Raw genomic sequence first — 22,873 nt, 5'->3', positions numbered from 1 at the left:
CCCATGGCAACGCATACCTTTTCCTGCATCGACGGACACACCTGCGGCAATCCGGTCCGCCTTGTGTCGGGCGGCGGCCCCCGGCTTGAAGGCGCGACCATGCTGGAACGCCGCGCCCATTTCCTGCGCGAGTTCGACTGGATCCGCACCGGCCTGATGTTCGAACCCCGCGGCCACGACATGATGTCGGGTGCGATCCTTTACCCGCCCACCCGGCCCGACTGCGACGTGGCGGTGTTGTTCATCGAAACCTCTGGCTGCCTGCCGATGTGCGGCCATGGTACCATCGGCACGATCACCATGGGGATCGAGAATGGCCTGATCATCCCGCGCACCCCCGGTCGCCTGTCGATCGACGCGCCTGCCGGCAAGGTGGACATCGAATACCGACAAGAGGGCCGCTTCGTCGAGGAAGTACGGCTGACCAACGTCCCCGCCTTCCTGTATGCCGAGGGTTTGACGGCCGAGGTGGATGGCCTGGGCGAGATCGTGGTGGATGTCGCCTATGGCGGCAACTTCTATGCCATAGTAGAGCCGCAGAAGAACTTCCGCGACATGGCCGACCACACAGCCGGAGAGCTGATCGGATGGTCCCCGAAACTGCGCGCGGCGCTGAACGCGAAATACGACTTCACCCACCCCGAACATCCGGCGATCACCGGCCTTAGCCACATCCTTTGGACCGGCAAGGCCACCGTGCCGGGCGCCCATGCCCGCAACGCCGTCTTCTACGGCGACAAGGCCATCGACCGCAGCCCTTGCGGCACCGGCACCTCGGCCCGCATGGCGCAGCTTGCGGCCAAGGGGAAGCTGAAGGTCGGCGACGACTTCCACCACGAATCCGTCATCGGCTCGATCTTCAAGGGCCGGGTCGAGGCCGCAACACAGGTTGCGGGCCGCGACGCGATCATCCCCTCGGTCGCGGGATGGGCGCGGATGACCGGCTACAACACCATCTTCATCGACGACCGCGACCCCTTTGCCCATGGATTTGTCGTCAAATGACTCAGGACGCGCGCTTCATTCTTTCCGGTCAGGCCGAAGGCCGGATCCTTGCAACCACCGAACCGCTCAGCTTCTGGGGCGGGGTCGACCCGGCCACGGGGCGGGTGATCGACGTGCATCACCCGCTGGCCGGGCAGAACATGGCGGGCCGCATCCTGGTGATGCCCGGCACGCGCGGATCCTGCACAGGGTCGGGTGTTCTGCTGGACATGGCTCTGAACGGGCACGCCCCCGCGGCGCTGGTCTTTTGCGAGCCGGAGGATGTGGTGACCCTTGGCGCGATGATCGCGGCCGAGATGTTCGGGCATCCCCTGCCCGTCCTGCGCCTTTCACAACAGGCACACGCCCGTCTCGCGCAGGCGGGATCGGCCCGCATCACCGACACTGCGATCGTGTCGGACACCCTGTCCATCCCCATCGCCCCACCCACGACCGGCGCGCTTGAACTGACCGACCACGACAGGGCGATGCTGTCCGGCGAGGAAGGCGAGGCCACGGCGCAGGCCATGCGCATTCTCTGCCACATGGCGGTCAATCAGGGGGCGACACGGCTGATCGACGTGACGCAGGGCCACATCGATGGCTGCATCTACGCCAGCCCCGCCAACCTGACATTTGCCGAGAAGATGGCCAACATGGGGGCGAAGGTGCGCATCCCCACCACGATGAACGCAATCTCGGTCGATCACGCGAACTGGCGCGCACAGGGCGTGCCACCAACCTTCGGCGGCCCGGCGCAAAGGCTGGCGGATGCCTATGTGCGGATGGGTTGCCAGCCGACCTTCACCTGTTCGCCCTATCTGCTGGATTCGGCGCCCACTGAAGGCGAGGCCATCGCCTGGTCGGAATCAAACGCGGTGATCTATGCCAACAGCGTCCTTGGGGCACGGACAGCAAAACACCCGGATTTCCTGGACCTTTGCACCGCGATGACCGGCCGGGCACCTCTGTCGGGTGTCTATCTGGACGAGAACCGCCAAGCCACGCGCATCATCGACATCGACCTTCCGGAAGGCTTTGACGATGCGTTCTGGCCGCTGATCGGCTGGCTGGCAGGCAAGGCCGCACCCGACCGCATCCCGCTCTTGCGCGGGCTGTCGGCGGCAGCGCCCACAGCGGAAGACCTCAAGGCCCTGTGCGCCGCCTTCGGCACCACGTCTGCCGCGCCGATGCTGCATGTGGAAGGCGTTACACCCGAAGCCCACCGCATCGCACCGGATGCCGATCACGCCCGGATCACGCGCGCCGACATGGTGGCAGGATGGAACACCCTGAACGAGGGACCAGAGATGGTGGAACTGGTTGCCATCGGCAGCCCGCATGCCTCGATCCTCGAATGCCGGGCGCTGGCCGATGCACTTGCGGGTCGGAAGGTGGCGGTGCCGACCATCGTCACGGCGGGCCGCGCGGTGGTGGCCCAGGCACGGGCCGAAGGCACGCTGGACCGGCTTGCACGCGCCGGCGTTCAGGTGCTGCCCGACCTATGCTGGTGCTCGATCTCCGAGCCGGTCTTCCCGCCGGGCACCCGCGCCCTGATGACCAATTCCGGCAAGTATGCCCACTATGGCCCCGGTCTCTCGGGCCGGGCAGTGCGCTTTGGCGGGCTTGTCGCCTGCACCGATGCCGCCGTCAGTGGAAAGGCCCCCCGAACCCTGCCATCGTGGCTTTCCTGAAAGGCACGGCCCGACGCGACCGGTTGGCGGCCGGGGGGGGCCGAGCTGCGGGTTCAGCCAGCGCGGGGTCGGGCCTCGACCACCCAGCGGAACTTCTGCCGGTACTGTGCTGGCGCGATGCCCGTCGATCGCTTGAAGACGCGGCGGAAGGCGGCGGGCTCGGCATAGCCCACCTCGGCTGCAACGGCTTCGATGGGATCGTCGGAAGTTTCCAGCATCTGCTTGGCCTCCTCGATGCGCAAGGACAGCACGTAATCAAGCGGCGCATAGCCGGTCGCGGCCTCGAAGCGGCGCTTGAATGTCCGATCTGTCAGCCCCGACGCGGCGGTCATTCCTGCAACGGGGTTGGGCGCGGCGTAATTCAGCGCGATCCAGTCCTGCGCGGCGGTTATGGCGGCATCATTGTGCTGGCGCGGACGAACGCGGGCGGCGAAAGGCAACTGGCCGTCGCTTCGGTCACCGAACAGGAACAGCTTGGCCGTGCGTCGCGCCTCCTCCTCGCCGCAGAAACGCGCCACGAGATAGAGAGCGAGGTCGGTCCAAGAGGCTGAGGCCCCCGCCGTGACCAGCCGGTGTTCGTTGCCTGTCGGCACCAGCACCCGCTCGGGGTGCAGCCGCACTGCGGGGTAATGGTCGCGCAGCATGTCCACCACTGCCCAGTGGCAAGTCGCCTGCTGCCCGTCGAGGATACCCGCCTCGGCCAGCATGACCGAGCCGGTGCAGACCGAACAGATCAGCGCGCCCTGCGCCTGCTGTTCGCGCAGCCAAGCCACGGCCTCGGGCCAGCGGCCGCGTGGGTCTTCGTCATAGCCGATGGCCAGATCACTCACGATCACGATATCGGCGCGCTTTGCCTCGGCGAATGACAGGTCGGGCAGGATCGCCACGCCGATGGAATTGCGGAACGGCTCGCGGCCTGCCGCGACGACTCGCGGGGTGAAACGGCAGGGGCCCGCGCTCCAACCGGTCAGCGCCTCCCACCCGCTGCCGACGAAGCTGAACACCTCGAGCAACCCGTGCAGCACGCCCGAGGAGATCTCGGGAACGGCAACGAGGCAGACGGAAATCCGGCGCGGCGAACAAGGCGTAGCCATGGTCAATGATGGCACATTCGGACCGATTCCGTCGAGTCTGTGCCTCACGCCGCCGATGCAGCGCGTGGCATCTGCCCGGCGCGGGATGGCCCCGCATCGGAGGCTCCCATGTCCCACGTCACCCGCAGATGGCTTTTGGGCACGACACTGATCGGCGCCGGAACCCTGCTCGCCGGCCTCGGAATCGCCCGGGGCGAAGACATTGCAACGAAAGGCAGACTCATGCTCGATTCTTTCTCTCCCCTGCCGCGCGGCGTCGTGCAGGCCGCCACCTTCCCGCTGATCGAGGCGATCCAAGGCCGCCGCTCGCGCCGCTTTGCCCGGGGCGCGACAATCCCGACCGGCCCGCTGGCCTTTGCCTCTGCCGAGCCACCGCAACCGCTCGATCCGGTTGAACAAATGCTGCTGATCGCCACGATCGCGGGCAATACCGGCTGGGCGAATCTCTTTGCCCATCACCCGGCCTATGCCGGGCAGCTGCCCAACTACACCACTGCGGCGGGTGGGCGCAGTTTCCCTTCGGCGGCCGGCTTTCACACGACGGAGTTCTTCTTCACCGACGATACCGGCGTCTATTTCCTGCCCACGCGGGACATGACACCGGTGCCCGAAACCGGGAATCGCGACCTGCATGCCTGGGTCAAGGCCCATCGCGCGCGGATCGTAAAGCTTGCTGACGGTCGGCTGAACCTGCCCGCCGAGATGCCCTACATGGAGGGGCACAACAGGTGGTGCGCGAACGTTCCCGGCTCGACCCTGATCTGGCCGGTGGCAGACCTCGCCCAGCATGTCATCCTGATGCTGCTCTACCTCGTGCAGAACGGGACCGGGATCTACGACGATATCAACGACCGCCAGATCCCGGGGCTGGAACGCTTCGCCCACCGGATCGACCTCGCGGCGGCTTATCCGATGACCTTCGTCGAGCAGGATGCGATGACCGATGTCTCGGTCGAGATGGGGACGGCCTGCTACTCCGGAGCGCTGATGCTACAGGCATTGGGGCTGGGGGGCTGGATGTACTCCGGCCTCAACCCATTCGCTGTGCTGGGGGCGAGCGGAGATCCGGCCGTGCCGGGCCTCGGCTTCCGGTTCGAGATGCTGGAGGGCAATCCGCTGCCACATGTCACCGGCCTGCCGGGCGTGTTCGAGGCGCATGTGCCCCCGCACCATGCCGACATGCGCGCCGCTGTGGAATCGGTGGTGCGGCGCAAGTTCGGCGCGGGCGGGCCGTTCGACCCAGCTCAGGGCGGGCCGTATCGGGACAATGCCTCCGTCCGGTCGGCCGCCGCCCCGATCGACGCCGAGGCGATCGAGATCGCCACGATCATGGCCGACTATGTTCTCGGCACCTTCGGGCGCTTTCCGGCCACGGTGCCGCCTGTCTATGCCAAGATGTATCTTCAGGCGCACCGGCTGGACCTGGCCTTCTACGACCGGCACTTCGGTCCCGGCGGCTATCTGCGCACCCATGCCGAACACGACCGCAACTGGGGCTGAGCTTCCCCGATGTGACGGGCATGCACCCCCTGCCCGCCCGCAACCGGGTTGCCCGTGACGCGGCAACCCGCACCTTTTCAGGGACAGTTCCCATGACCGGCATCACTCTTGCAGCGGCCGCACCGGAGCCACCCGCGACCGAGCGTTTCCGACAAACCCTTGCCGAAGCCCGCGCGCTGACCCGTCTTGCCCTTCCCATCATGGGCATCGCGCTGGTCAATATGGCCACGAGCGTCACCGACACGCTCGTGGTCTCGGCTGCCTTCGGTGCGGGGACGCTGGCCGCTGTCGCGGTCGGCAGCGACTTTCAGTCGCGCCTGTTCTACCTCGCCGCAGGCATCATCGGCGGTCTGCCTGATCCTGGTCCTGATGGCCGCGCCGCTGACAGGCCGGATGTTTCAGGCCGACCCTGTTGGAGCCGCTGCCGCCTTGCTGGTCGTCGGTACGTTGGCAATGCTTGGCCTGACCGAGGCCCTGGCAAACCCGGGTTCGGTCGCCGCAGGCCTTCTGCGCGGGCACAAGGACACGCGGGTGTACCCATGGTGTTTACGCTTGCAGGCTACCGGGCCCTGGGCGCCCCCCCTTGGCCTGCGGCTGGCGGACGGGGCCGACCTTTGCATTTCCGGCCTGTGGGTCGGTCTTGCTGCGGGCACCGCCGTGATGTCGGCATTGATGATCGCACGGGTCAGCAGAGGCTGAAGACTGCGCCAGCACGATCGGTTGGCGGCGGCCCCGGCAGCATGGCGCAGCGGGGCGGCCGACAGGCTTCACTGCGGCGGCAGTGTCACCCGGTAGAAGGGCGCCAGGGCATCGTCGGCCGCAGCGACCGGTCCGAAGCGTGGTGCCTCGACGGGCGGCTGTGCGCGCAGCCAGGCGATCAGCGCGTTTAGATCCTCAGGTGCAAGGGCGGCATAAGAAGGCGACGGCATGACCGGGGCCAGCATGCGCCCGTCCCGTGCGGTGCCACCGATGATCGCCGCAGCGATTTCGGCATCGCTCCAGCCGCCCAGCCCGGATGCGTCGGGCGTCAGGTTGGGCGGCCAGAAGATGCCGAGGCCGGGGATCTCGAAGCCTATGGTGCCGCCCGACAGGCCTGCCTCGATGATCGGGGCGCCGTCGGCGCCCCGTGGCAAATGGCACCCGGCGCAGTCCATGATCGTGGCCAGGTATGCCCCGCGCGCGATCTGCTCTGCGTCCGGGTCCGCCGACAGGGCCGGGGTGGTAAAGGCGAGGCCGAATACCATCGGGAATGCAAGGGATTTCATCCTGATCTTCCTTTCCGGGGGTTCACCCCATGTCGATGCGGGCATCATTCGGCGGCCTGAGCGACAGCCGCCGGTGCGGATGCAAACACCCCGGCGGGGTCGAACCGTCTGCTCAGGGCGGCAAGGCGAAGCGACACCGCTTCGGAATGCGTGGGCAGATGGCCGCCCGGACGGTCAAGGTCGCACAGCCCGACGTAGGCACCCGTTGCAAGCGGCGCGATCTCGGCGATCAGCCCGTGCAGCCAGGCCGAGTTGCGCGGATCCTCGGCCGCGTCGGCCCACAGCGCGTAAATGGCGCCGAAAATGCGTCCGCCGCAAGAAAAGGCGGCATCTGCCGGCAGGGGAACGGCGTTCGGAGCCAGGGTGAGGACCGCGAAGGTTTCCGCCGAAGGCGCACGGGCCATCCCTTCCACCACATGGCCCAGAATCTGGCCCAGCGAACCATCCGACCAGACCGAATCCGCACGATAGCGCCGACCGGCCGGCACAGACGGATCGGTCGCCATATACAGGCCCGCAAGCGGCGACTGCATCGGACCGATCTGGTCCAGCGCCGGGGGTGCGCCCAGGGCAAGGTCCGCATGCACCATACGCGCGGCCTCGGCGCTGTCGGCAAACACTGTGGCGATCACGGCGATGATCGGGCCAGCTGGCCCTGCCGCCACCTTTGCGGTAAACTCGACCGCGGCGGGGGCCTTGGCCATCACCGTTTCTGCCCAGGAGGCAACCTCGTCTGCCATCTTGCCGGGATAGACCCGCACCACCGTCTCGATCACGGCGGGCGCAAGCTTCAGGTCCAGATGCCATGCGGTGACGATCCCGAAGAAGCCCGGGCCTGCGCCCCGCACGGCCCAGAAGATCTCGGGGTTCTCGGTTGCCGAGACAGTAACAAGGCGGCCATCCGCCAGAACGACTTCGGCTGAAGTCACCAGACCGCAGGCCATACCCCAGGCGCCACCGTTCCAGCCGACGCCGCCGCCCAGAAGATAGCCGCTCATCGGTACGCTGCCGCAATGGCCAAGCGGAAAGGCCAAGCCCTTCCGATCTAGAGCCGTGGCCATCTGAAGGTTGGTGACGCCAGGTTCCGCCCGCGCCTTTCGGGCCGTTGCGTCGATCCGCAGGCCATTCAGTGCGCCGAGGTCGATCACCATGTCGGCCCGCGTCGCAACCCCGGTGAAGTGATGGCCGCCCCCGCGCGGCGACACGGTAAGCCCGTTGGCAGCGGCAAAGCGGACCGCCTCCTGCACGTCGGCGACCGATGCGGCGCGAACGATGAGTCCGGCCCGGTGCGCCGGCTTGCGACCGTTCCAGACCAGTGCGTCGTGATACGCGCCGAAGGCTGGTTCCAAGGCAGTGATGACGGCGCCGGAGACCCGGCGCCTGAGAATTTCGGCGTTCATGTCGTTCCTGTTCCGGGCAAAGGCCTGCCCGATTGCTGTTGCGACCGGCGCAAGCAGCACCGGTCCTTGTCTGGTTTGTGGTGGCGATGACCGGAAAGGGATTGCAGCCAACCGGGCTGACCGAACCGGCTTTCGCCTGGCGGGTGTCATAGGCGAAGCAGGGGCCGGACGCTTGCTAAGTCTCCCGGCAGGAATCCGTAAAAGAATGCTAAGCGCCTTGAACGGTCAGCCGGCCGGCGTAGCGGCCTCGCCCATTTCCTTCAGGCGGATCCCGCAGGCCGCGATCAGGCGGAACCGGCCCCGACCGGTCTTCTCGATCCTGAGGCAGGCCCCCCTTTCGTCCAGCCGCCGCCGCAGCAGCACCAGCCGGGCATCCAGATTTTCGGCGTGGGCGGGCAGGCGCAGGGTCCGGTCAAGCCGCAGTTCGCGGGTAGAGAAGTCCGTGCGGCCTGACTCTGCATTTTGCCGCAGCAGGCGCCACAGGATCGCACCGGCAACGCCCTTGATCAGGTAGTCGCCGTCCAGGAACACGCTGTCGTCGCGAGCGAAGTGCCGCACGGTCACAAGGCCCGCAGGGGGGTCGGCCGGCAGCCCGGATGTGTCGGCAGGCCGTGGCTCATCCTCGCCAAGCAGGGTGGCAAGCGCACCCAGATAGCCGGCCAGCAGCATCAGCGCATCCTCGTGCTCATGATCGAAGCGCATGATTTCGCGTGCTTCGCAGAACAGCACACCCAGCACCCTGCCCGCCGACAGGATGGGCACCGCGATCTGACTGTGCGGATCGCCTAGGCCAGGGAAGGGCACACCGTGCGGTTCTCTGGCGACAAGCCCGGCCTGTCGAGCCGCCGCGCCCAGCGCCGCACCATAGCGGTAGTCGGCGCTGAGGTGGCCGATGCGGATGGGCACAGCTTCGCGTGCAGCCACACCGATCACGCCCTCGCCCGGCAGTATCTCGGCCCCGACGCCTGACGATGGATAGCCGCGCGATCCGATGGCAAACAGCCGGCCGTCGCCTTCGGCCATCAGCAGGATGGCATGGGGAATGCGCAGATGCCTTACCACCCCGTCCAGCAGCGCATCGGCCAGATCGTCGAAGTCGCGGCAGCGCGCCAGATCGTCGATGCAGCTGCGCACGGCCGACAGAAGCGGCGGGCGGTCGTCCTGCCGCGCTACCACCGGAGCTGTGAGCTGCTCGACCCCCACCACGCGAAAGATGTCGGCCCCCAGCAGACGGAACACCCCCTCCAGCCCGTGATGCGAGGCGATGCCGGCAAGGCGCGCCTTCATCATTTCGTAAAGCGGTCCTTCGGTGCGGGTCTCCACATGGTCGAGATGCAGACGATAGCGGGCATGTGTGCGGGGGTCGAAGATCTCGACGCAGGCCTTGCCGGTGGCCAGGAGATTGGCCCGGGTCTTGTTGAAGAACTGCCACGACAGCGCCACATGGTCATCATCCACCCAGTGGACCTGGCTGATCATCGAGACATTGGGCCGCCCGTCGGCGTCGCAGGTGGACAGCAGCGAAGCTGCGATCCCCTCCATTGCGCCGCGCAGGGCCCGAAGGCCGCAGACAGTCATCGCCGCAACTCTGCCCCGGCGCCGGGGCCCGGGGTCTGGGTGAACACGCGATCTGGCTGGAACTCGACCACCGCAAGGCAGGCGGGGTCGAAGGCCACATAGGCCAGCGCCTGTGCCCGCGTATATCCCAGATCCATCAGTTCATCCGACAGGATGACGCATTGACGGGTGATTTCGGGAAGATCTTCCGGCTCGGGGTCGCCGACCAGCGCGGATGGGGCCTTGAGCTGGATCGACCGGTGGTCGCGCGCGCTGGAAAAGGTCGCGGCTATCGCGCTGCCGGCCCGGATCGCCTGAAGCAGCGGGGCGTTTCGCGCACGGTCAAGAAACAGCCGGACCACCGTCGCCTCGTGCACACGGCAGGCCGTTGCGGAACCGACAAGCGGCCGGCCATCAACACCCCGAACCCCGAGGATCGCGGCCACCCCGCCCTGAAGGAACGCTACCATGTGCGGCGGCAGTCGGCCGGGTGGCGGACTTGCGTCGCGCCAGGTCGCCTGGTCGTCGGTCGGTGTGGCATATCCTTGCGCTGTCATGCCGGAGATGGCGATTGTTCAAGGGGACCGGCAGTGGCAGAATCCCCGCGATGCGGGGTTGCGAACGGCGACTCGGCATCATGGGCGACAGCATAGGCGCAGCGGGAGGGTGCTGGCAATCGCGGAATTCCGCACCCGTTCCCGCGCGACGAGGCATGCGGCTGTGCTGCCATTCTGCAGCCGAGCCCATATCGCAAGGCCCGACCGTCATGAAACCTTCACTGGACGCGGGCTTTAGTTTCCTGCATTCGGGAAACATGGAACTGAATCGCGCTGCCCAGGCCTTCGCCACGCTCGGCCATCCCGGTCGGCTGACCGTATTTCGCCTGCTCATGCGCTTTGCTCCGAAAGGAGTGCGCCCGACAGAGATTGCCGAGGCGCTGGACCTTAAGCAGAACACTCTTTCCCATCACCTTGCGGACCTGACTGCCTCGGGCCTGGTCAGCGTCACCCGGCACGGCCGTTCCCTTTACTACGCGGTCGATCTGGACGCGACCGAGGGCCTGATCGGCTATCTCGCGCTGGATGTGGGCCGCGGCCGGCCCGACCTCATTTCCCCTCTTTTCCCCGAGCAGAAGGATCCCGCCATGCGTGACACCGATTTCGACGTACTCTTCATCTGCTCGGGCAACTCGGCCCGGTCGATCTTCGCCGAGGCGCTTCTGCGCGATCTGGGCAAGGGCAGGTTTCAGGCCTTTTCGGCCGGAACGCGGCCGGGAACCGAACTGAACCCTTTCGCGCTGGATGTGCTGCGCCGCAATGGCCATGACGTGAAAGGCCTGCGGTCCAAGCACATTTCGGAGTTCCAGAAGCCCGATTCCATCGTGATGGATTTTGTCTTCACCGTCTGCGACACGGCGGCGGCCGAGGAATGCCCGCCCTGGCCGGGACAGCCGATCACCGGCCACTGGGGTCTGCCCGACCCGGTGAAGGCGACCGGGACCGATGCGGAAAAGGCGCTGGTGTTTGCCCAGACCTATGCCGCCCTGCGCCGCCGGATCGCGGCCTTCGTCGAACTGCCGTTCGAGAGCCTGAGCCGCCTGTCGCTGCAGGCCCGCGTGGACGCCATCGGCGCCGACACCGAAGCGAAGGCCTGAGCCATGGCCCGGATCGCACTCAACGGCCTTGGCCGGATCGGAAAACTCGTCCTGCGCGACCTGATCGACACCGGTGCGGGCGGCGAGATCGTGCTGCTGAACGATCCGGTCGGCGATGCCGAACAGCACGCGCTGCTGCTGGAGTTCGACAGTGTCCACGGCCGCTGGCATACCCCGGTTTCGGCCGCAGACGGCGCCCTGGTGCTGGGCGGGCAGAGGATCCGCCTGACCCATGAAAAGACCATCGAGGCCCTGCCGCTGGGCGAACTGGGCGTCGATCTGGTGATCGACTGCACCGGCGTCTTCAAGACCGCCGCCAAGGTCGCGCCCTACCACGCCGCCGGGGTGAAGAAGGTCGTGGTCTCTGCCCCGGTCAAGGACGGCGGCGCCCTGAACCTGGTCTATGGGGTGAACCATCACCTCTATGACGGATCGCAAAACCTCATCACCGCCGCCTCCTGCACCACCAACTGCCTGGCCCCGGTGGTCAAGGTGATCCATGAAAACCTCGGCATCCGGCACGGCTCGATCACCACGATCCATGACGTGACCAACACCCAGACCATCGTGGACCGCCCGGCCAAGGACATGCGCCGGGCGCGTTCGGCGCTGATGAACCTGATCCCGACCACCACGGGCAGCGCCACCGCGATCACGCTGATCTACCCGGAACTGAAGGGGCGCCTGAACGGCCATGCGGTGCGGGTGCCGCTGCTGAACGCCTCGCTGACCGATTGCGTGTTCGAGGTCGAGCGGCCCACCACGGCCGAAGAGGTCAACGCCCTCTTTGCCGCCGCCGCCGAAGGCCCGCTGCAAGGGATCCTCGGCTACGAGACGCGCCCGCTCGTCTCCTGCGATTTCACCAACGACCCGCGGTCCTCGATCGTCGATGGCCCCTCGACCATGGTCATCAACGGCACTCAGGTGAAGGTCTATGCGTGGTATGACAACGAATGGGGCTATGCTTGCCGGCTGGCCGACATCGCGCGCATGGTCGCATCCAGCCTCTGACCCCTTCTTCCGTTCCGAAATATCCTCCGGGGGTCCGGGGGTGGAAAACCCCCGGTCCGCCCGCCAGCCTCAGGCCCCGCCGATGACCGCACCGAACCCCATTCGCGCCTATGCTGCCGTCACGGCAGTCTACTGGGCCTTCATGCTGTCGGACGGCGCGCTCAGGATGCTGGTGCTGTTGCATTTCAACAGCCTCGGCTTCACGCCGATCCAGCTGGCCTGGCTGTTCCTGCTGTATGAAGTCGCCGGCATCGTCACCAACCTCGCCGCCGGCTGGCTGGCCGCGCGCTTCGGCCTGGCCGCGACGCTGTATGGCGGGCTCGCCTTGCAGATCGGGGCCCTCGTGGCGCTGGCGCAGCTTGACCCCGGCTGGTCGATCCCGGCCTCGGTCGTCTTCGTGATGGCGGTGCAGGGCGTGTCGGGTGTGGCCAAGGATCTGGCCAAGATGTCGTCGAAATCCGCCGTGAAACTGCTGGCCCCGAAAGAGGATGGCGGGTTGTTCCGCTGGGTGGCGCTGCTCACCGGGTCGAAGAACGCGGTGAAGGGCCTGGGCTTCTTCCTTGGCGCGGCGCTTCTGGCGCTGGCGGGGTTCCGGGCGGCGGTCTGGGGGATGGCCGCGGTGCTGGCCGTTATCCTGATCGCGGTTGTCCTGTTCCTGCCCGCAGGCCTGCCGGGGCGGATGAAGGCGGACGAGGCCTGGGGCGGCTGGCGGTCGAAGGACGCGCGGGTGAACCGGCTGAGCCTGGCACGCATGTTCCTGTTTGGTGCCCGCGACGTGTGGTTCGTCGTCGGCGTCCCGGTCTATTTCCAGGCGGTGCTGTCCGACGGCACTCCCGAGGGCCGGCGCGCGGCCTTCTTCCTGATCGGCAGCTTCCTCGCGCTCTGGATCATCGCCTATGGCGCGGTGCAGGCCGCGGCTCCCCGCCTTCTGGGCGCCAAGGGCCAGCCCGAGTCGGAGACGACCCGCAAGGCGATCCTCTGGGCGGGACTGCTGGTGCCGATCCCGTTCCTGCTGGCCGGGGCGGCCTGGGCGGCGGGTGGGCCGGCGCCCTGGCTGACGGCGACGCTGATCGGGGGGCTTCTGGTCTTCGGCTTTGTCTTCGCGGTCAATTCCTCGGTTCATTCCTACCTGATCCTCGCCTTCGGATCGGCCGAGCGCATCACGCGGGACGTGGGCTTCTATTACATGGCGAATGCCGCGGGGCGGCTGGTCGGAACGCTTCTGTCCGGTCTCAGCTACCAGATCGGCGGCCTGCCGCTGTGCCTGGCAACGGCAGGCGCCATGGCGCTGGCAAGCTGGCTGTCAGCCCGCAGGCTCAGCCGCGCCTGATCGCGAGAAGCGCCAGCGTCGCCAGCACTCCGATCCCCGCGGTCAGCCAGATCGCCTGCAGCCCCCAGGCCGCCAGCGCCGCCCCGAAGATCAGCGGCGCGGCAGCCTGCAACACCCGCGCCGGGGCATTCAGCCAGCCAAGCCGCGCGCCATAGCCGGCCGCGCCGAACAGCGCCAGGGGAAGGGTGCCCTTGGCGATGGTCAGGATCCCGTTGCCCGCCCCGTGCAGCAGGGCGAAGGCATAGGCCGCAGGCCCCCCGAACCCGACCAGGCAGACGGCGGCCAGCGGATGCGCCGAGGCCGCCAGCCGGGCCGAGATCAGCGGATGGAACCGCCGCAGAAGCCCGAACTCCAGCACTCGCGCGGCCACCTGCGCCGGGCCGATCAGCGCCCCGGCGGCGATCGCCATGGCGCCGCTCGCCCCCGCCGCCTGCAACAGGCCCGGCAGATGCGCAGCCATCGCGGTCGAGTTGAACCAGGTCACCGCAAAGACGAAGGCCAGCAGCCACAACGCCCGGCGCGAGGGCGGCGGGCCGTCCGCGGTCTCGGCCACCGTCGGCACGATCCGTTCCGTCCCTTTCGGCAACAGCGCGTTCAGCGGCAGGGCCAGCCCGAGGTGGATCAGCGCCCAGCCCAGGCAGGCCTCGCGCCAGCCCCAGGTGGCCAGCATCAGCCCGGACAAGGGCCAGCCAACCGTGCTGGCGAAGCCGGCGATCAAGGTGATGCCGGTGATCGGACCGCGCGCCTCCTTGCCGTAGATGCCGGCCAGGGTGGCAAAGGCGGCCTCGTAAAGCCCCATGCCCATGCCGAGACCCAAGATTGCCCATCCGAGGAACAGCATCCCCGGCGAAGCGGCAAGGCTCAGAAGCCCCAACCCCAGGGCAAAGACCAGGTTGGACAGTATCAGGACGCCCCGCCCGCCGATCCGGTCGATACGCGCCCCGGCCCAGGGCCCGATCGTGGCCGAGACCACCATCGCGCTGGAAAACGCCCCGAAGACCCAGACCGGAGACAGGCCGAAGCTTGCCGCCATTGGCGCAGCCAGCACGGCCGGAATGTAATAGCTGGAGGCCCAGCCGATGGTCTGGGCCACCCCCAGCGCCGCGACGATCCATCCGCGCCGCTCAACAGGCAGGGTCAACGCCATGCGCACCCCCTGGCGGGCTGATGCTTGCCGCCCGGAATGGCCGCTGTGCCGGCATCGACACAGCCGTGCAAGCGCCCTGCCGCAGACCGACGGCCACGCATGCCCGTAACGGCACCGCGGTAACGCTTGGGCCCCCGTGTGCCGGGCAGGCCGGATGACGCGATCAACATCCCGACGGCGGGGCCTGTTCTGCAGGTCGCCGCAGAACGCGGTGCTGCGCAATTGGCTCTGTGCCTGACCCTGGGTCGCAATGCCCCTGCGGCTTGCGCAGACCCCCATCTGCCGGGGAGCTTGCCAGGGAAGACGTGATGATGCCGGGTCATTCCGTTGTGCCGCAAGCGTCGGCGCAGCATTCCGCGGCAAGATCGTCGATCAACGCGCGCATCACCGGATAATTCGTTCGGCAGATCAGCGAGGTGCCCGCGCGTTGCTGCTGGATCAGATCCACATGAACGAGGCCGCGGCAGTGATGCGACAGCGTCGAGCCGGGAATGCCCAACTTTTCCTGGATCTGCCCCATGGACAGCCCTGCCTCGCCGGCGCGCACGAGTAATCGATACAGCCGCAGCCGGGTCGGGTTGCCCAACGCGGCCAGGCGCGAGGCCGCAATGTCGATATCCATGGCATCATCCCCTTATACCATATTTCTAGAATGATCGAAAATTCAGGTCAATCTCTGCTGCCGCGGTAATCCTGCGCGGCGGGGTGGGGCATGGCAGTAACCTGCAGGGGTCGGTTCCAGCTTCATGACGGAACCGTGTCGCCCCCCATTTCAGCGCGCCGCAGTGCCGCTTTCGCTGACGCGGCTTTTCCTCGTGTCGCCAGCCCGCGTCCGTCCGGCAGACGCTGCATCACTCCCCAGTCCTTTCCATGGGGCCGGTCAGGTGGCCTTCGCGGTGATCCGCTCTTCTGGCAGGATCGTCAGCGCCGCCGACCGGCAAGGATGATCGAGCAATTCCTTCAGTTCGGGATCCAGATGCATCATGGAAAGGGATACGCCCGCCATGTCGAGCGAAGTATAGTAAGCCCCCACAAAGGTCCGATGCACGCGAAGCCCCCGTGCCTTAAGCCTCTGACGGACGCGCTTCAGAATGATGTAGAGTTCGAAGTTAACCGTGCTTCCCAGCGAATTCACCAGCAGGGCCACTTCGTCTCCACGACTGGCGGGCATTTCCGAAAGGATGCGGTCCAGCAGCAGGTCGGCACAGGCATCGGCTCTCTCGATGCCACGGCGTTCCACGCCCGGTTCGCCGTGGACGCCGACGCCGATCTCCATATCTCCGGGTCCGAGGGCAAAGGTCGGCCGGCGCGTTTCGGGAAGGCTGCACGGTTCCAGGGCAAGACCCATCGTGTATGTCCGCGCATTTGCATGCCGCGCCAGTGCTTCGCAGGCGTCCAGCGCAAGCCCCCGCGCAGCTGCCGCGCCCGCGATCTTGAAGGTGAACACATTGCCAGCCACGCCGCGGCGGGATGTGCGCAGTTCGATCGGGGAAGAGGCGATGTCATCCGTTGTCACGATGGAGCGGACCGTTACGCCCTCGGCCTCCATGACTTCGGCTGCCATGTCGAAGTTCATCACATCGCCGGAAAAGTTGCCGTAGATGAAAAGCGCGCCGGCACCACCCTGCACCGCGCGGGTCGCGGCAATGATGGGGTCGGGCGGCGGCGAGGCAAAGATGTTCCCGACGGCAGCGGCATCCGCCAGACCGGGTCCGACGTAGCCCCAGAAGGCGGGTTCGTGGCCCGCACCGCCACCGATCACCACGGCAACCTTGCCGGGCCGCGGTCCATCGATCGCACGGACGGCGCGGGTCGAGCCGGGCACCGGAGCAATCAGATCCTCATGCGCAGCCAGGGCCCCGCGAAGTGCCTCGTCCACGGCATCCTTCGGATCGTTGATGAACTTCTTGACTTCCATCCGCGCAGGAAGCGGCGCATCCGACTGGGGCGCGGATCGGCGCGGCGGTTCACGGTAGCCCTCGGCGGACAGGATGCCGCGACCGGTGGCAATGTCGGTGACAAGTATGCTGACATAGCCGCCGCGAAGCGCAGCCAGGATTGCGGCAACCTTGTCGAGGCCGCCGGCGATGGCGATGCGCTGCGGAATGCGCCGAAGCTGGTCCAGGGTAAGGCCGATGGTGCGATCATGCATGGGGCCGATCACCGGCTCGCCCCGCGCCGAGATGAAGCGCCCCGCCAGGCTGCCCACCGCGTCCTGATAATGCGCAAGCTGCATCGTGCCATCCAGAAAGCCGCTGGTATGGATGGTGCTTTCCGGTCGCAGAGACGAAATGCCCATGACGATCTTGTCAGCCTCTGCAAGGATTGCCAGCTGCTCGGCAAGGACGGCCTCTTGCATCAGCATGGCGCGGACTTCAGCCGAGGAGACGATGGCAGGGGCAGAGATCGGGATGGCGCGTGCATTTATGGCCTTGGCCAGGGTCGAAGCGCAGGCTTCCGGGGTCCAGGGAATCCTAGCGGTAGTGCCACCCGTCGCCTGAACCACCCGCACATCCTTTAGATCCAGCGGTCCGATCTGATCGGCAAGCGAAAGGACGGTCCTGCCCCAGGTCACCGCCAGCGTATCGCCGGAGCGCAGGATGCGTGCGATGACCCTTGCCCCCGCCTCGCCCAGGCGCGGGATAAGCGGGCGCTCGACGCCTTCGGTCGGGATGACAAGACAATCCTGCAGCCCGAAATGGTCGCGCAGTGACTGCGCGATGCTCAGGCCGCTGAATTTCTCGGGCGAGATCTCGACGTTGACGATGCCGCGCGCACGCGCCTCGGCCAGATAGGCATTCACTGTCGGCCGCGACACGCCCATCTGTTCGGCGATGGTCCCCTGGGTCAGCCCTTCCTCGTAATAGAGCCACGACGCCCAAAGCAGCGGGTCGTCGCCGAAGCGGAGCGGCATCCTCACTGCTGCGTCATCCGCTGGCCTGCCGCCCAGCCCCGACGCCATCAACCGCTTCCCTCTGCCGTTGCGGCCTCGTGGTCGGCCAACCACTCGTGCAGCGCGGCGATCACGATCACGGCAGAAGCTGCTCCCGGATCGACATGCCCAAGGCTACGGGCCCCAAGCCTGGCAGCACGACCGATCGAGGCGACCATGGCCCGCGTTGCGTCACAGCCTTCCCGGGCGGCTGTTTCGGCAAGGCTCAGACAGCGGGCAGGTGCGAGGCCAGCGTTGAGCGCATCCGTTGCAGCCCTGGCCGCAGGGCCCCAGGCATCCATCATGGTCTTGTCCCCGGGTCTTGCCTTGCCCCTCTCGGCGATCCCGCGGGCGAAGGCTGGAACCAGCCGCACCACATCGGCCGGTTCCAGCGTGACCTTCCCCTCCAGATCACGCCCGGCGGCCAGCATGGCGCTGGCGTATAGCGGCCCGGTGGTGGCGCCCACGGCAGAAAGGAACGACCGCCCCGCCACCATCAGCAATTCGAACGGTGCCGCGTTCGTCATTGCGGATGTAGCGCGTACGACCGCGGAAAACCCCTCGGCCATCGAGTTGCCGTGATCGGCATCGCCGATCGCGCCGTCCAGCGCACCGAGCTCGCTTCTTCCTTCGGAAAGGCGCAGGGCGATCAGCCTGAAGAGGTCTACGATATCTCTGCCCGTGATCTGTGCCATGCGATAACATGGACAGAAGGCAGTTGCCGTTTCAAGCCTGACTTGCGCCTGGCCGGGCATGGCTCTCTCACGAAAGGCGTTTCCGGAAGGACGCGCCCAGGCTTGTCAGGATCAGGCAGCAGGACGTGGCCCCGGCATCCAGAACGCCGCGCGAACGCTCGCCCAGGCGGCTGGACCGCCCGATCCGGGCCACAAGGTCTATCGTGCTGTCGCGCCCCCGTTCGGCAGCGGCTTCCATCTCGGTCAATGCGGCGGCAAATCCCCTGCCCTTCGCCGCATCAAAGGCCGCGACGGCGGGCACCAGCGTATCAATCAGGGTCTTGTCGCCGACCTTGGCGTTGCCTACGCCCTGAACGCCCGCAAGCCCGGCATGCAACATGGCGGAAAAAGCATCGGCGTCGATGTCATCCCTTCCCTTCAACGCACCGGCCATTTCCTCGAACATGAGGCCATAAAGCGGCCCCATCGAACCACCGATCTCGCCCATCAGGACATCGGACAGGACCAGCATTGCCGCATCCAGCGACATGTCCTTTCCGTGGATACGTTCGGCAGCCTTGCCGAACCCCTTGGCCATGTTGCTGCCATGGTCGCCATCACCGATCTTGCCATCAATCTCGGACAGCCATGCCTTGTTGGCGACAATGACTTCGGCCAGTTCCTCGATGATCGCCGACTGACCGGCGTTCGGAATATGTGTCATGCGATCCTCACAGCGCGGGCGACGCGCAATCCATGTCAAGCAGGGCCTTCAGGTCATCATCCAGCGCCATGACCGTCAGTGTGGCCCCGACCATTTCCAGAGAGGTGAAATAATTGCCGACGAAGGCCTTGTGCACCTTCATCCCCATGGCCGCAAGTCCGGTTTCGATGCGGTCATACAGCACATAAAGCTCGTTCACCGGTGTCGCACCCAGGCCCGAGACAAGAACCGCCACCTCGGTGCCGGCCGGCAGGGCATGGTCGTCCATGACGATCTTCAGCATGTCGTCGGCCACCTCGTTCGCCGTACGCAGACTTTCGACCCGTGTTCCGGGCTCGCCATGGTGGCCGATGCCCACTTCCATCGTGCCCGGCTCGATCTGGAAGTTCGGATGGCCCACGGCTGGCAGTGTGCAGGGGCCAAGGCCTACCCCTACGGAACGGCACGCATCGATGGCTTTCTGGGCGGCGGCCTGCACCTCGGAAAGGGTCGCACCCGTGGCTGCCTTGGCGCCGCCGATCTTCCACATGAAGATTTCGCCCGCCACACCTCGGCGCCGATCGCGTTCGCTGGGGGGGGCCGAACAGACATCATCGTTGGCCACGACGGTGGCGACCTCGATCCCCTCCTTGGCCACCATGCGGGCAGCCATCTTCACGTTCATGTTGTCGCCGGCATAGTTGCCATACAGCACCGCCACGCCTGCACCGCCGTCGGCGGCCTTAATGGCATCGGCGAAGCTCTTGGCCGTGGGCGAGGAGAAGATCTCTCCCACCGCAACGGCATCGACCAGGTTGCGACCGGTGTAGCCTATGAATGCCGGTTCGTGGCCCGAGCCGCCCCCGGTCACGATGCCCACGCGCCCGGCCCGGGGTGCGAAATTCGACACTACCACCCGCGGGTTTTCGGGCGAGATATGGACAAGATCCCGGTGCGCCTTGACGAAGCCGGCAACCGTTTCATCCACAAGATTGTCGGGGTTGTTCAGAAATCTCTGCATCTTGCCCTCACCTGACAGTATAGCCGCCATCGACCAGCAGATCGGCGCCATTGACCATGGCGGCCGCGTCAGAGGCCAGGAAAACGACGGCTGCGGCAATCTCGTGCGGTTCGGCGAACCGGCCGGTCGGGATCAGGGCCTTCATCGCCTCGCCCTTGGGGCCTTCCCATGCCTTGCGTCCAAGATCCGTCAGCACCACCGTCGGGGAAACCGAATTCACGGTAATTCCGTGGCGCCCCCATTCCAGGGCAAGGGTCTTGGTCACACCGATGACCCCGAATTTCGAGGCGCAGTATGCCACATGGCCTTCGATGGCGACCGATCCGGCCTGGCTGGCCAGGTTGATGATGCGCCCGCCCTTGCCGGCCGCGATCATCGCGCGGCCCACCGCCTGGGCCATCAGGAAGGTTCCGGTCAGATTCACTGCGATCGTCTGATCCCAGGCGCGCTGGGAAAGATCCTCGGCCGGGGCCAGATCGACGATGCCCGCGCTGTTCACCAGAATATCCGGCTCGCCGAGCTGCGAGCGCACCGCGGCAACGGCGGCGGCGATGCTGTTCGGGTCCGTCACATTGCAGGCGAAGGCAACAGCGCCCGCAAGGCCGGCGGCCCGCTTGCGCGCGGCCTCCTCATTGAGGTCAAGAAGGGCGACGCGCGCCCCCTGTGCGGCGAAGGCTTCGGCAATCGCGGCGCCGATCCCCGATGCGGCTCCCGTGACGACCGCGACCTTGCCGGTAAGTGAGAATGTGAAATCGGAAGCGGCCATGTGGCTATCCCTTGCTGCGTTCGAGGGGCCCGGGGGCACATCGAACATGCGCCCCCGGGAAGTACCTCGCACTACTGACGGCTGGCCAGAAGCGCGTCCACGTTCTCGGCCGTGACCGGCGTCCACGGCACGTTGTATTCGGCCGCCTTGCCGTCAGCCCAAGGCATGTCGGGGTAACGGGTCCAGATGTCGGACATCGGCTGATAGTCGGGCAGCACGGCCGCAATGGCAAGGTCAAGCGCCCCTTGCGCCTGCGCCGCCCCGTCCTGCAGGATCGAGGCCATGTCGCCGGCCTTGACGGCCAGAAGGGCATCGGTCACCCCGTCGATACCGGCAATGGCAAAGTCCTTGGGGTTCTTGCCGGCAGCCTTGATCGCCTCGATCGCGCCAAGAGCCATTTCGTCGTTCTGGCCGATGACGCCGTTGATGGCATCGCCATGCTTGGTCAGCCAGTTTTCCATCAGGGTCTGCGCCTCGGCGCGGCTCCAGTTCGCGGTCTGCTGTTCCAGCACCTTGACGTCAGGGCATTCGGCAAGCGCCTTCATGTTCCCTTCCAGACGCTGGATCTGCGCGGACTGGCCGATGGGGCCTTCGATGATGACGACGTTGCCCTTGCAGCCGATCTTGTCGAGGACGTACTTGGCCTCCATGTAGCCCGACTGCACGTCATCCGAGCCGACGTAGGCGCGCAGCTTGTCGCTGTTGACCCTGGTGTTCGAGCCGAAGACGGGGATACCCGCGTTGTGGGCGGCTTCGACCGCGGCAGCGCCCGCCTCGATGTCGATCGGAACGAAGATGATGGCGTCATAGCCCTGGGTGATCATCGTCTCGAACTGTTCCTGCTGGACGAGCGCGTCATAGCGGCCGTCGAAGATGGTCAGCTCGACAATACCCTCCTTGACCGCCGGGTGCGCCTCGGCGGCGGCAGCCCAGATCTGCATGAACTCTGCATTCAGGCCATAGACAGCAGCGCCGATCTTCGGCTTGTCCTGCGCCGCCGCCACGGTTGCCGTCACCGACAGGGCCGTGGCAAGCATAAGCATCTTCTTCATGGCTTCTTCCTCCCTTGGATTGCGCCTGGTTGATGCGGCAGGCTGAATGCCTGCCGCGCAAGTCAAGGACCGTCAGTCCTGCTTGTTCTTTGATTGGTCCAGCATCACGGCAGCCACAATGAGGATGCCCTTGATGACCTGCTGGTAATAGGATTCGACCCCCATCAGATCCAGACCGTTGTTCATCACGCCGATCAGCAGGGCGCCGATCAGTGTTCCCGAAACTCGGCCCACGCCTCCGGCAAGGGATGTGCCGCCAATGACCACCGCCGCGATGGCATCCAGCTCATAGGCAATCCCCGCCTGCGGCAGCGCCGAGCCCGTGCGCGCGGCCAGCAGCATGCCCGCCAGGCCGGCAAGCGCACCGGCGATCACATAGACGGAAAAGCGGATCCTGCGCACCGGAAGGCCCGATACCTTGGCCGCGTGCGGGTTGCCGCCGACGGCATAGACATGGCGGCCGAACCGTGTCTGCGTCAGGACAAAATGCGCGACCGCAAAGGTACCGAGCAACAGGAAGATTGGCACGGGGATGCCCCAGATGCTTCCCGTTCCGATCCAACGGAATTCCTCGGTCAAGGCCGGAATGGGACGACCGCCAGAATAAAGCAGCGTCAGACCCCGCGCCGCCGAAAGCATACCCAGCGTGACGACGAAAGCCGGGACATTGAAACGTGCAACGATCGCCCCGGAAACCGAGCCACACGCCACCCCCGCGGCCAGTCCGGCAAGGATGGCAACCAGGGCAGGATAAGGGGCGCCCGCGATCATGCCGGTTGAAGATGTCGTAGCCAGAGACGCGGCGACAACCCCGGCGAAGGCCGCAACCGAACCGACAGAGAGGTCGATCCCCCGGGTCAGGATGACGAAGGTCATGCCGATTGCGAGGATGCCGTTGATGGACGTCTGACGAAGGACGTTCAACAGGTTGCGTGTGGACAGGAAGTTGTCGTTGATCACCGCCAGCGTCAGGCACAGCAGAAGCAGCGCGATGAAGATTCCATAGCGCTGGATCACTGACGTAGCCGTCCACCCTCGCGCTGTCGTTGTTCTTGTCTGCATGGTCAATTCCATCGCTTCGCCGGCACG

Annotated in this window: 21 protein-coding genes; 7 read left to right on the top strand and 14 right to left on the bottom strand. The window is 66.4% G+C overall.

Translation table 11 applies throughout. The features are described 5' to 3' along the window. The first annotated feature begins 3 nt into the window (after positions 1-3). Both EYB42_RS12185 and lhpI read left to right on the top strand, forming a co-directional pair. On the top strand, positions 4-1,005 hold the full coding sequence (locus tag EYB42_RS12185) for a 4-hydroxyproline epimerase (protein ID WP_135450392.1): 1,002 nt from the start codon (positions 4-6) through the stop codon (positions 1,003-1,005). Further along, the gene (lhpI, locus tag EYB42_RS12180) at positions 1,002-2,678 is read left to right on the top strand and encodes a cis-3-hydroxy-L-proline dehydratase (RefSeq protein ID WP_135450391.1); all 1,677 of its coding nucleotides are present in this window, start codon (positions 1,002-1,004) and stop codon (positions 2,676-2,678) included. The genes EYB42_RS12185 and lhpI overlap by 4 nt, the downstream gene beginning before the upstream one ends. 53 nt (positions 2,679-2,731) lie before the next feature. Here lhpI and EYB42_RS12175 read toward each other — a convergent pair whose 3' ends face one another. After that, positions 2,732-3,772, bottom strand: coding sequence for a GlxA family transcriptional regulator (locus tag EYB42_RS12175; protein WP_135450390.1), 1,041 nt, complete (start codon positions 3,770-3,772; stop codon positions 2,732-2,734). A gap of 108 nt (positions 3,773-3,880) precedes the next feature. Between EYB42_RS12175 and EYB42_RS12170 the strand changes: the two genes are divergently transcribed. Then, positions 3,881-5,272, top strand: a complete 1,392-nt coding sequence (locus EYB42_RS12170; RefSeq protein ID WP_205909985.1) for a hypothetical protein — start codon at positions 3,881-3,883, stop codon at positions 5,270-5,272. A gap of 267 nt (positions 5,273-5,539) precedes the next feature. Then, complete coding sequence (locus tag EYB42_RS12165; protein ID WP_167851011.1) at positions 5,540-5,971, top strand: hypothetical protein; 432 nt, start codon at positions 5,540-5,542, stop codon at positions 5,969-5,971. A 68-nt stretch (positions 5,972-6,039) separates the two neighbouring features. On the opposite strand, the gene EYB42_RS12160 is transcribed toward EYB42_RS12165, so the two are convergent. From EYB42_RS12160 to EYB42_RS12145, 4 genes are all read right to left on the bottom strand, one after another. Beyond that, entirely contained in the window at positions 6,040-6,537 is a 498-nt protein-coding gene (locus EYB42_RS12160) for a c-type cytochrome (RefSeq protein WP_167851010.1), read from the bottom strand. 44 nt (positions 6,538-6,581) lie between these two features. Beyond that, positions 6,582-7,937 (bottom strand): FAD-binding oxidoreductase, encoded by a 1,356-nt coding sequence (locus EYB42_RS12155; protein ID WP_167851009.1) that lies wholly within the window; start codon positions 7,935-7,937, stop codon positions 6,582-6,584. Positions 7,938-8,162: 225 nt separating this feature from the next. Then, a complete protein-coding gene (locus EYB42_RS12150; protein WP_135450385.1) occupies positions 8,163-9,515 on the bottom strand; it encodes a GAF domain-containing protein in 1,353 nt (450 codons plus the stop codon). Beyond that, positions 9,512-10,051: a hypothetical protein gene (locus EYB42_RS12145; RefSeq protein ID WP_135450384.1), complete on the bottom strand. Its 540-nt coding sequence runs from the start codon at positions 10,049-10,051 to the stop codon at positions 9,512-9,514. The genes EYB42_RS12150 and EYB42_RS12145 overlap by 4 nt, the downstream gene beginning before the upstream one ends. Before the next feature lie 257 nt (positions 10,052-10,308). Here EYB42_RS12145 and EYB42_RS12140 point away from each other — a divergent pair, with 257 nt between their 5' ends. From EYB42_RS12140 to arsJ, 3 genes are all read left to right on the top strand, one after another. Further along, on the top strand, positions 10,309-11,148 hold the full coding sequence (locus EYB42_RS12140; RefSeq protein WP_135450383.1) for a metalloregulator ArsR/SmtB family transcription factor: 840 nt from the start codon (positions 10,309-10,311) through the stop codon (positions 11,146-11,148). Positions 11,149-11,151: 3 nt separating this feature from the next. Next, positions 11,152-12,159, top strand: coding sequence for an ArsJ-associated glyceraldehyde-3-phosphate dehydrogenase (locus EYB42_RS12135; protein ID WP_135450382.1), 1,008 nt, complete (start codon positions 11,152-11,154; stop codon positions 12,157-12,159). Between the two features lie 82 nt (positions 12,160-12,241). Then, positions 12,242-13,489: an organoarsenical effux MFS transporter ArsJ gene (arsJ, locus tag EYB42_RS12130; protein WP_135450381.1), complete on the top strand. Its 1,248-nt coding sequence runs from the start codon at positions 12,242-12,244 to the stop codon at positions 13,487-13,489. Here the strand turns inward: arsJ and EYB42_RS12125 are convergent. From EYB42_RS12125 to EYB42_RS12085, 9 genes are all read right to left on the bottom strand, one after another. After that, a complete protein-coding gene (locus EYB42_RS12125) occupies positions 13,476-14,636 on the bottom strand; it encodes an MFS transporter (protein ID WP_135450380.1) in 1,161 nt (386 codons plus the stop codon). The genes arsJ and EYB42_RS12125 overlap by 14 nt on opposite strands. A 319-nt stretch (positions 14,637-14,955) precedes the next feature. After that, on the bottom strand, positions 14,956-15,258 hold the full coding sequence (locus tag EYB42_RS12120; RefSeq protein WP_135450379.1) for an ArsR/SmtB family transcription factor: 303 nt from the start codon (positions 15,256-15,258) through the stop codon (positions 14,956-14,958). A gap of 258 nt (positions 15,259-15,516) precedes the next feature. Continuing rightward, entirely contained in the window at positions 15,517-17,550 is a 2,034-nt protein-coding gene (locus EYB42_RS12115; RefSeq protein WP_205909984.1) for a bifunctional sugar-binding transcriptional regulator/dihydroxyacetone kinase subunit DhaK, read from the bottom strand. 47 nt (positions 17,551-17,597) lie between these two features. After that, complete coding sequence (gene dhaL / locus EYB42_RS12110) at positions 17,598-18,263, bottom strand: dihydroxyacetone kinase subunit DhaL (RefSeq protein ID WP_135450377.1); 666 nt, start codon at positions 18,261-18,263, stop codon at positions 17,598-17,600. A 67-nt stretch (positions 18,264-18,330) separates the two neighbouring features. Then, entirely contained in the window at positions 18,331-18,966 is a 636-nt protein-coding gene (dhaL, locus tag EYB42_RS12105; RefSeq protein WP_135450376.1) for a dihydroxyacetone kinase subunit DhaL, read from the bottom strand. 7 nt (positions 18,967-18,973) lie between these two features. Further along, complete coding sequence (locus EYB42_RS12100; RefSeq protein ID WP_135450375.1) at positions 18,974-19,966, bottom strand: dihydroxyacetone kinase subunit DhaK; 993 nt, start codon at positions 19,964-19,966, stop codon at positions 18,974-18,976. A gap of 7 nt (positions 19,967-19,973) precedes the next feature. Beyond that, entirely contained in the window at positions 19,974-20,732 is a 759-nt protein-coding gene (locus EYB42_RS12095) for a GolD/DthD family dehydrogenase (RefSeq protein WP_135450374.1), read from the bottom strand. A gap of 71 nt (positions 20,733-20,803) precedes the next feature. Next, positions 20,804-21,784: a substrate-binding domain-containing protein gene (locus tag EYB42_RS12090; RefSeq protein ID WP_135450373.1), complete on the bottom strand. Its 981-nt coding sequence runs from the start codon at positions 21,782-21,784 to the stop codon at positions 20,804-20,806. A gap of 72 nt (positions 21,785-21,856) precedes the next feature. Continuing rightward, entirely contained in the window at positions 21,857-22,846 is a 990-nt protein-coding gene (locus EYB42_RS12085) for an ABC transporter permease (protein WP_205909983.1), read from the bottom strand. Between the last annotated feature and the right edge of the window lie 27 nt (positions 22,847-22,873).

It is taken from the genome of Tabrizicola caldifontis (genome assembly GCF_004762095.1).
Lineage (GTDB): Bacteria > Pseudomonadota > Alphaproteobacteria > Rhodobacterales > Rhodobacteraceae > Tabrizicola > Tabrizicola caldifontis.
The sequence above is the reverse complement of the archived record's forward strand: the minus strand, read 5'-3'. Positions and strand labels throughout refer to the sequence as shown.

Coding starts and splice junctions, on each gene's coding strand:
- dhaL (WP_135450376.1), bottom strand. CDS start 18,966: ATGACACATATTCCGAACGCCGGTCAGTCGGCGATCATCGAGGAACTG.
- EYB42_RS12150 (WP_135450385.1), bottom strand. CDS start 9,515: ATGACTGTCTGCGGCCTTCGGGCCCTGCGCGGCGCAATGGAGGGGATC.
- EYB42_RS12170 (WP_205909985.1), top strand. CDS start 3,881: ATGTCCCACGTCACCCGCAGATGGCTTTTGGGCACGACACTGATCGGC.
- EYB42_RS12085 (WP_205909983.1), bottom strand. CDS start 22,846: ATGCAGACAAGAACAACGACAGCGCGAGGGTGGACGGCTACGTCAGTG.
- EYB42_RS12185 (WP_135450392.1), top strand. CDS start 4: ATGGCAACGCATACCTTTTCCTGCATCGACGGACACACCTGCGGCAAT.
- arsJ (WP_135450381.1), top strand. CDS start 12,242: ATGACCGCACCGAACCCCATTCGCGCCTATGCTGCCGTCACGGCAGTC.
- EYB42_RS12145 (WP_135450384.1), bottom strand. CDS start 10,051: ATGACAGCGCAAGGATATGCCACACCGACCGACGACCAGGCGACCTGG.
- EYB42_RS12100 (WP_135450375.1), bottom strand. CDS start 19,966: ATGCAGAGATTTCTGAACAACCCCGACAATCTTGTGGATGAAACGGTT.
- EYB42_RS12135 (WP_135450382.1), top strand. CDS start 11,152: ATGGCCCGGATCGCACTCAACGGCCTTGGCCGGATCGGAAAACTCGTC.
- EYB42_RS12120 (WP_135450379.1), bottom strand. CDS start 15,258: ATGGATATCGACATTGCGGCCTCGCGCCTGGCCGCGTTGGGCAACCCG.
- EYB42_RS12095 (WP_135450374.1), bottom strand. CDS start 20,732: ATGGCCGCTTCCGATTTCACATTCTCACTTACCGGCAAGGTCGCGGTC.
- EYB42_RS12140 (WP_135450383.1), top strand. CDS start 10,309: ATGGAACTGAATCGCGCTGCCCAGGCCTTCGCCACGCTCGGCCATCCC.
- EYB42_RS12090 (WP_135450373.1), bottom strand. CDS start 21,784: ATGAAGAAGATGCTTATGCTTGCCACGGCCCTGTCGGTGACGGCAACC.
- dhaL (WP_135450377.1), bottom strand. CDS start 18,263: ATGGCACAGATCACGGGCAGAGATATCGTAGACCTCTTCAGGCTGATC.
- EYB42_RS12160 (WP_167851010.1), bottom strand. CDS start 6,537: ATGAAATCCCTTGCATTCCCGATGGTATTCGGCCTCGCCTTTACCACC.
- lhpI (WP_135450391.1), top strand. CDS start 1,002: ATGACTCAGGACGCGCGCTTCATTCTTTCCGGTCAGGCCGAAGGCCGG.
- EYB42_RS12155 (WP_167851009.1), bottom strand. CDS start 7,937: ATGAACGCCGAAATTCTCAGGCGCCGGGTCTCCGGCGCCGTCATCACT.
- EYB42_RS12115 (WP_205909984.1), bottom strand. CDS start 17,550: ATGCCGCTCCGCTTCGGCGACGACCCGCTGCTTTGGGCGTCGTGGCTC.
- EYB42_RS12125 (WP_135450380.1), bottom strand. CDS start 14,636: ATGGCGTTGACCCTGCCTGTTGAGCGGCGCGGATGGATCGTCGCGGCG.
- EYB42_RS12175 (WP_135450390.1), bottom strand. CDS start 3,772: ATGGCTACGCCTTGTTCGCCGCGCCGGATTTCCGTCTGCCTCGTTGCC.